This window comes from uncultured Tessaracoccus sp. (assembly GCF_947255005.1).
In the GTDB taxonomy this organism is placed as follows: domain Bacteria; phylum Actinomycetota; class Actinomycetes; order Propionibacteriales; family Propionibacteriaceae; genus Arachnia.
In genome coordinates, this window is record NZ_CAMYFI010000081.1 from 1 (window position 1) to 8262 (window position 8262).

Here is an 8262-nt window from a genome sequence, read left to right on the forward strand (position 1 = left end):
AGATCTTCGAGGGGCTGAAGGCCTACCGCCACGCCGATGGCTCCGTTTGGCTGTTCCGCCCCGACGCGAACGCCGCCCGGTTCGCCCGCTCCGCCAAGCGCTTGGGTATGCCCGTCTTCCCGGAGCAGGACTTCGTCGACGGCATCCGCCAGCTCGTTGAACTCGAACAGGATTGGGTGCCAGACCCCGCCGGCGAGCAGGCCCTCTACATCCGCCCATTCATGGTGGCCTCCGAGCCCTACCTGGGTGTGCGACCCGCCTCTGGCTACACCTTCTGCGTGCTCGCCTCCCCCGTCGGCGCGTACTACGACGAACCCGTCACCCTCTGGCTGACCCCCAACTACACCCGCGCCGCCCCCGGCGGAACCGGCGCCGCGAAGTGCGGCGGCAACTACGCCGCGTCGCTGGAAGCCGCCATGGAGGCCGAAGAACACGGCTGCGGTCAGGTGCTGTGGACCGACGGTGCCGAGCGCAAGTACATCGAGGAGTGCGGCACCATGAACTTCATGTTCATCACCGCCGATGGCACCCTCGTGACGCCGGAACTTACCGGCTCCATTCTCCCCGGCATCACCCGCGACTCCATCCTCAAGCTCGCCCCACGCCACGGCCTCACCCCGGTCGAGCGGCGAGTCACCGTCGAGGAACTCTTCGACGGTGTGCGCTCCGGCGAGATTGTCGAGGCCTTCGCGTGTGGGACGGCCGCCGTGGTGACGCCCATCGTCGGCTTCAAGGCCCCGGGCGACGTGCACCACGTGGTGGCCGACGGCACCCCCGGCGCCAAGACCGCCGAGATTCGTGCGGCGCTGGTGGACATTCAGTACGGTCGTGCTGAAGACCCATTCGGGTGGACGCAGCGCGTCGCCTGAGCCACCTGATCCCGACGAGCCCCGCCCGAGGACGGAGCACGGATGAGTAATCAGTATCACCGGGGGCCGATGGGCCCCGCCGACCCGCAGCCCGGACCGCCGCGGATGTTGCACCCTGGCACGGGCCGATCGAAGACAGCGCCGGCCTCCCTCCTGCGGATCTTGGGTGTCCTGGCGCTCACGATCGGCATGGTGCTCCTCATCTTCGGAGTGTTGAACCTCGTGCGTCACATTTCCGACGACGTGCATTCGCAGCGCTTCTCGGGGTCGGTGAGCGTCGTGCTGGCGGGTGGGGAGGAACGCACCGTGTGGGTGGAAGGGCTGCCCTCCGACAACGACGACGAGTACCCGCCGGTGGACACGTGCCGAGTGCTCGGACCCGACCAGCAACCCGTGACGCTGTCAGCACAGCCTCGCTCGAAGACGACCCTCAACGGCGTGACCTCACGCACCGTCGGCACGTTCCGAGCCGAGCCTGCTGGGGGTGAGTACACCGTCGAGTGCCCTGGTCAGGAGGGCAAGCTCAGCGATCCGCCAGAAGTTGGAAGGCTGGTGGCCGCCGTCTTCGCCTGCGTCGGCGGGTTTCTGCTGATCCTCTGGGGCGTGTTCACACTCCTGCGCCGAAGGAGGCGTTCACGTTGACGGGCAACCAGGCATTGCGCGACTGGGCGCACTCCAGATGCTGAAAATGGGCCATACACGGCGAAAATATGCATCTGTTGTGCGCTCAGTCGCGCAAACGCGACATGCCCTGAACCGCTCGCGTGCGACAGTGGTATTCACCATGACACTGCTGCACGCAAGGTGAGAGGGACCCAATGAGCAATTCGAACAACCCTCAGCGGTCTGCGCCGCCGCCGCACGAATCGGTCAAACTCAAGAAACCAGGCACGGGCCTGATGATCTTCGGCGGCTTGCTGATTGTGGTGGCCCTTATCCTCGGCGTTGTGGGGTTCGTGGGCGGCCTCACCTTCGCGATCCCCAAATCCGACGAAGTGCAGCGCATCGACGGTTCCCTCAAGGTACAGCTCGCGGCTGGCGAGAAACGAACGGTGTGGAGGCCTGAGGGCTCCAACGTGCAGTGCCGCGCACTCGACGCGGCGGGCGAGGTTGTTGAGTTCGAGGGCTTGGCGTCAACGAACTTTGAGAACGATAAGGGCGCGTTCGTCTCGATCGGCAACATCTCTGGCGAAGGAGAGTTCACTATCGAGTGCACCAACGGGGTGGGCGCTATCTCGCCACCGCTGGGCCTGTTGGCACTGTTCGGCGGGCTGGGCGCCTTCTTCCTGGGCATGTTCATCGGGTTCGCAGGCGGCACACTCTTCCTGGTGGGGCTCATCATCTCCCTGGTTCGGAAGTAGCGGGCGCGAGAGCCCACCCGTGTTTCCCTCATCAAACCAGTTCTGCACCGATGACCGCGTAGGCTGCTTCTATTCTGGAGAGAGAAAGAGACGTGACGCAGCAGGGCTGGCAACCACCGAGACCGAACGGCCCACAGGGCTATCCCGGTGGGGGATACCCTCCGAACGGGTTCCCGCCGTCGCAGTTTCCTTATCCTGCGCCGCCACCGCCGCAGAAGCGTGGTGCGTTCCGGGTGATGATCGTCGTCCTTGCGGTGCTGCTCATCATTCTCATCGCCGTGGTCACGGTGGGAGTGGTGAAGCACCTCAACAGCTCCGACGGTTCCCCCGCCGGCGGGTCCTCTGCTGGCGGCTCATCCAAGGGCGGAGGGAGCGGCGATGACGCCCTTAAGGTTCCCTTCACCGCCCAGTTCAACTCGTGGCTGAGCGATGCCTACGCCTCAGGCATGGGCTCCGACTGGAAGGTCGACGGGCAGCCCGTGGGCACATCTTCCGACCGCTCCAAGATCGTCATTTCGAAGCGCAGGGAGCAGCAGCGCAGCTCCGACGGGCAGTGGACGTTTGTAGCTCACAGCACCATCTACGACGTGCTCACCGGAAAACCAGTGCATGAGTTCACCGACATGGACTGCTACGAATCCCTGCCAGCCATCGACGGTAAACTCACCTGCATCCGGCTGCTGCCACCGGGCAGTGCCCACAAGGAAGCGGTGGGGCAGCTCGACATCGCGTCAGGAAAGTTCACCGCGTTCTACGCCGCCGACTTCGCTATTAGTGCCGTGCGTGTGATTGGTATCCGCGATAACCGCATCTATGCCCACACGCAGTCCGAGTTGGGCTACTACTTCATCGTGTTTGATGCCAACAGCACGCCCGAAACCAACACCGTCATTTGGCAGAGCGACAAGATTCCGGACACGGTGTCGCCCTGCGTGTTGCTCGGAGACTACATCGGTTGTCAGGATAAGCAGCATCTTTCAGTGTTCTCTGCCAAAGATGGGAGCCCAGGGATCGTCGTGGATGACCCGAGGGCCGTGCATGTCGTCTGGACTGACGAGGCCGTGATTTGGGGAGGGCACTACGACGAGGAGTTCACTGTCTCGTACTACGACGGCAAGACTGACGTGACGAAGGATTTCCCCTACAAGAACTTCAGCCACGAGGACATGGTGCTGTTGAAGGACGAAATGCCGGACCTAGCGCGCCTCGAGGAGGTGGACGCCGAAGGCAACGAAGTGGTGCGCCGCGCCTTCCGAGTAATCGGCCCTGACGCGAAGCAAATCGTGGCCACCGGAGCTGAACTGCAAATGAGTATCGGCGACACGATTCTGAGCAGCACCACGGGCAAGGTGATGCTCCTTGACCTGGGGCGAACCAGCACATGGCAACTCGTCCTCCCAGATGGTACGCAGGTAGGAACCGTGGGGACTGAGAACGGACTCGTTAAGCTCGTTGACGGAATCGTGGTGGAGGTTAGTTTCGGAGATCAGACGACGGTGGTGCACCCTCCCGCCAAGTAGCTCCGAGCGGCGCGGCGAGCCCCCGAGGTGGCTGCGGAGATCTTCCACGCTATTGCGTGACGAACGCGTCCTTCATCTCCTCGGGCCCCCAGGCGAGTACCTGCACGCCCGCGTCTGCCTCGAGACGAACGGCCATGCCCCGCCCCACCCAGACGGTGACTCTGCCGGAGTTGGCATATCGCTTGTAACCCGCCTCAGCGGCACTTGTCTCGACGGCGCTCCTCACGGCCGCGGGGTCGTCGTCGGCCATCGCGAGCAACGCTTCCGTGCTCGCCGTGACGAGCGCGTCAGCTGGCACCCGCACGCCTTCGGGCACGAGCACCGATTGGCTGCCGACGGTGATGGTGTCGAGTTCGATCGCGGAGGCGAAGTCTTCATTCCATGCCCTCGACGGGTGCGGCAGCGACGCCTGAGGATGCGACGGGGCAAGGCTCACCGCGGCGCTGGGCGCACCGCACGCGACGAGCGCCGCGCAGCAGCACCCCGCGAAGATCGGACGCACCAGTCGCACCATGCAGCCAGTGTAGGCAGCCGGCCGAAGCGTCCCGGAGCAGGCAGACTCCCCGCGGCGTCAGGGCAGCGAACCGTTACAGCTCAAGCCCGGCGAACAAATCGTCGTGCGGAATCTCCGACGGTGGGAAGGGCACCCCGGATGCGTAGACGTACGCTTCTCCGGCGCCATCCAGCTGGTTGACCATCCCGTGGAAGCGCCAGAACACGTCGTCCATATTCACCTGGCTCGGGTGCGAACCGAGTGCCTTGCGGGTGACGTCGTACAACTCGCCGATGGGCACCACGCAGACGATGTCGCGCTCGGGCGGGCCGAACGACTCCGGGTCACGCTGGGCGCCGTCGAAGAGGTCAGGGAACTCCTTCTTGGCCAGCGGATACGCCTTCTTCCACGTCATGGTGTTGTGGACGCTCCACACCATCCGCGACACCGTCCACGGCTCGCCCAGATCGGGGCGATGCGACGGGGTACCCGCCAGCGCGACGGCGTACGTCGCCACTCGATGGGCCTGGATGTGGTCTGGGTGACCGTAGCCGCCGAACGGGTTGTAGGTGGAGACCACCTGGGGCTTGCGATCACGAATGATTTCGACGAGGAAGTTCGCCGCTTCGAGCAAATCCGCATGCCAGAAGGCGTTGCTGGGGGAGATGTCGGGCACGATGACGGTGCCGTCGGGGGAGCGGTCCATGCCGGTGTCGTGGTAGCGGCCGGCGCCGCCGAGGAACACCTGGTCGGTGAGCCCCATGTGCGCCATCGCCTGCCCGAGCTCGGCGATGCGGTGCTCGCCCAGCTCGGCTTCGGAGAGATGCTCGAGTTCGGGCACCAAGATCTCGCCGCGCTCGCCCAACGTGCAGGTCACCAGCGTGACCTGATCACCAGCGGCGCAGTAGCGCGCGATGGTGGCAGCAGACTGGCTGGACTCGTCGTCGGGGTGCGCATGCACGAGAAGTAGGCGTCGATTCACGCATCGAATCATAGGCGTGTCGGGGGCGCACCATCCAACCTCGTTCAAGTATTTGAGAAAGGCCGCGCCACCCTATTGCGCGACGTTCGCCTTCAGCTTGCGAGGTTGAACGTTTGGTTACCAACAGCCACGCCGGGCGTCGCCAACGAGCGGGTTGCGACAACTTGAGGCAATATGTTGAGTATGAACATTGTTCCTCTCGAACAGGATGCCTGGGCCGAGGCCACCTGGCCGCTCGGCGCTCACCCCCACGCCGACGGGGTCACCTTCGCGGTGCACGCCCCCGACGCCACCCGCATCCTCCTCGCGATCTTCGACGCCGCGATCGGTGCAGACCCACTCGCCACCTACGACCTTGTCAAGTGCAGCGACGGCGTATGGCGCGGCAAACTGCAGGGCCTCGATCTCGGTACCTTCTACGGGTTCCGCGCCTGGGGCCCGAACTGGCCGTCGGTGGAGGGCTGGGCGCCTGGCACGTCGGAGGGATTCATCGCCGACCTGGACGAGAAGGGCAACCGCTTCAACCCCAACAAGCTGCTATTTGACCCGTACGCTCGCGAGATCACGCACTCGGTGTACGCGGACGAGATCGCCGATCTCGGATACGACGACGGCATGTTCGGCACGGGTGCCGACGACTACCACGGTGCGCCGCGTCGGGAATGGGACACCGCGAAGTTCGCACCGAAGGGCGTCATCGTCGCGGAGCCTCCCGCGGTCAGCCGCAAGCCGCGCCTGCCGGAGGAGGACGCGCAGATTTACGAGGTGCAGGTGGAGCAGCTCTCCGGCCACGAATCGACGGGGCGCCTGCGCGAACTGCTCGCCGACCAGCCAGGCTTCGAGGACGTCGTCGACATCCCCGAGGAGTACCGCGGCACCTACAAGGGCGCCGGCATGATGGCCCCGTACCTCAAGGGCCTCGGCATCACGACGGTGGAGCTTCTGCCCATCCACGAGACGAATCACTCCGAATCGCGGCGCGAGGGGAAGTCGAACTCGTGGGGATACATGACGCTCGGCTTCTTCGCGCCCAACCGCCGGTACTCGTCGGATCAGACCCCCGGCGGCCCCACGCGCGAGTTCCGCGAAATGGTGGACGCCTTCCACGAACACGGCATCGAGGTGTACCTCGACGTGGTGTACAACCACACCGCCGAGGGTGGCAACTGGTCTGGGGATGTGAACACGACGGGGTTCACGTCGCTAGGTGGTTTCGCGTGTAGCGAGTACTACTCCATGACGAACGACCTGCGGCTCGTCGACGGCGCCACCGGCACGTCGAACCAGCTCAACTACTCGTCGCAATCCGCGATTGACTTGGTGCTGGACTCGCTGCAGTACTGGACGGTCGACATGCACGTCGACGGGTTCCGCTTCGATCTCGCGACGGTGCTCGGCCGCAAACCCGCCGACGCCGACCCGGAGGATTGGGGCGCCCAGAAGCGCTTCTTCACCGACCACCCGCTGCTCACCCAAATCGCCGACTTCGCGGAGCGCGAGCAGATCGAAGTGATCGCCGAGGCGTGGGACCTGTGGGGCTACGAGGTGGGCAACTTCCCGCGCGGCTGGGGCGAGTGGAACGGGCGCTACCGCGACGCCATCCGTCGCTTCACGAAGGGCGACGGCAACAACCGCGAGTTCCTCGAGATGGTGAATGGCGATTACCACCACTTCCAAGACAACGGTGGCGCGCAGAAGTCGGTGAACTTCATCACCGCCCACGACGGCTTCAACATGGCCGACCTTGTGAGCTACCAGGAGAAGCAAAATCACTGGGACTACCCGTTTGGCCCCTCCGATGGCGGCTCCGACAACAACCTTTCATGGGATTCCGGCGGCTCGCACACGCTGCGCCGCCAGCGCCTGCGCAACCTTTGGACCATCCTGCTGTTCTCACGCGGCGTGCCGATGGTGGTGGCCGGCGACGAGTTCGGGCGCACCCAAAACGGCAACAACAACCCGTGGGCGCTGCATTCGCCGGCCATGTGGAACAACTACGCCATGATCCCGACGAACAAGCCCCAGCAGGTACCGCTCGGCCATGGGTTCGACGTCGGTTACCACGACAACCTGGGCGAATTCCAGACTGAGGAGAACATCAACGGCCTCTTCCGGTTCGCGCAGTTCCTGCTGGGCGTGCGTAAGCGCCACCAGGCGCTGCGCCAGCGTAACTGGGGCAACTTTGAGGTGGACGACGGCGACGTCACCTACCTCTGGCGCTCACCCGACGGCGGGAAGCCCGAGGATTCCGCCCGCGCCGTCGCACTCGGCATCAACGCCCCGGAAGAAGACTTCTACGTGATGGTCAACATGGACAGCCACACCGTCGACTTCCAGGTGCCGAAGGCCCGCGACGGGTGGCAGTGGCGGCGGCTCATCGATACCTCGCTGCAGTACGAGCCGCAGTGGAACTTCTGGCAGGAAGGCACCGGCGACATCGTCGTCGGGGGTCAAGCGCTGCCGGCGTGGTCCGTCGCGGTGTGGCACGAGACGCAGAAGGACGCGCCAGGCACGCAGAGCTGAGGCAAGAGCCGTCTTCGCCGAAGGCGATTGGCCTTAGGGCGCGGCGGAGTCGTTGCCGGTGGTTTCGAGACGTTCGATCCATTTCTCGTCGAGCCGGCTGAATGGTGCTTGTTCTTCTTCTGGGATGCCTGGTTGGAGGTCGCCGTAGTGGAAGTCTGCGGTGAAGTCTTGGTCTTCGGGCCGGAACCGTAGGATCATGCGGGTGGGTAGCTCGTCTGGTTGGGATTCCTCGTAGAGCCCGAACCAGCAGTCGATTTGTTGGTCGTAGAAGGCTCGGAGGGTGTCTTCGTCGTAGTCGAAGTTGTCGAGTACTTCGTCGATTTTGTGGGTTTCGTAGAGTTTGCCGTTGATCCGGTAGATGGTTGTGGTTGCGGCGGATTTGGTGCCGTTGGAGACGATGTGCAGCCAGAGCATCTCGATTTGGGGTGAGTTGTTGGCGTAGTCGTAGGCGTCCCAGATGAAGTGGGGCGCGTATTCTTCGAAGGCGTCTTGGAAACTCATGGTGTGGTTGGTG

General features: G+C 64.3%; 8 protein-coding genes. 5 read left to right on the top strand and 3 right to left on the bottom strand.

Annotated elements, in window-relative coordinates; all coding sequences use genetic code 11:
- The 4 genes from Q0X61_RS11865 to Q0X61_RS11880 all read left to right on the top strand — a co-directional run.
- Positions 1-869: branched-chain amino acid aminotransferase (locus Q0X61_RS11865; protein WP_297742912.1), on the top strand; the 869-nt coding region annotated here is incomplete at its 5' end.
- Between the two features lie 42 nt (positions 870-911).
- On the top strand, positions 912-1511 hold the full coding sequence (locus Q0X61_RS11870; protein ID WP_297742914.1) for a hypothetical protein: 600 nt from the start codon (positions 912-914) through the stop codon (positions 1509-1511).
- A 176-nt stretch (positions 1512-1687) separates the two neighbouring features.
- Positions 1688-2230 (top strand): hypothetical protein, encoded by a 543-nt coding sequence (locus tag Q0X61_RS11875; RefSeq protein WP_297742916.1) that lies wholly within the window; start codon positions 1688-1690, stop codon positions 2228-2230.
- Between the two features lie 236 nt (positions 2231-2466).
- Positions 2467-3750 carry a hypothetical protein gene (locus Q0X61_RS11880; RefSeq protein WP_297742918.1) on the top strand — a complete coding sequence of 428 codons (1284 nt, stop codon included), beginning with the start codon at positions 2467-2469 and terminating at the stop codon, positions 3748-3750.
- 49 nt (positions 3751-3799) lie between these two features.
- Here the strand turns inward: Q0X61_RS11880 and Q0X61_RS11885 are convergent, their stop codons facing one another.
- Together Q0X61_RS11885 and mshB are read right to left on the bottom strand one after the other, a co-directional pair.
- Complete coding sequence (locus Q0X61_RS11885; RefSeq protein WP_297742920.1) at positions 3800-4264, bottom strand: hypothetical protein; 465 nt, start codon at positions 4262-4264, stop codon at positions 3800-3802.
- Between the two features lie 73 nt (positions 4265-4337).
- The gene (gene mshB, locus Q0X61_RS11890) at positions 4338-5225 is read right to left on the bottom strand and encodes an N-acetyl-1-D-myo-inositol-2-amino-2-deoxy-alpha-D-glucopyranoside deacetylase (protein ID WP_297742922.1); all 888 of its coding nucleotides are present in this window, start codon (positions 5223-5225) and stop codon (positions 4338-4340) included.
- 183 nt (positions 5226-5408) lie between these two features.
- Between mshB and Q0X61_RS11895 the strand changes: the two genes are divergently transcribed.
- Positions 5409-7748: a glycogen-debranching protein gene (locus tag Q0X61_RS11895; RefSeq protein ID WP_297742924.1), complete on the top strand. Its 2340-nt coding sequence runs from the start codon at positions 5409-5411 to the stop codon at positions 7746-7748.
- A gap of 33 nt (positions 7749-7781) precedes the next feature.
- Here Q0X61_RS11895 and Q0X61_RS11900 read toward each other — a convergent pair.
- The coding region (locus Q0X61_RS11900; protein ID WP_297742926.1) for a hypothetical protein at positions 7782-8262 on the bottom strand (481 nt) is incomplete at its 5' end.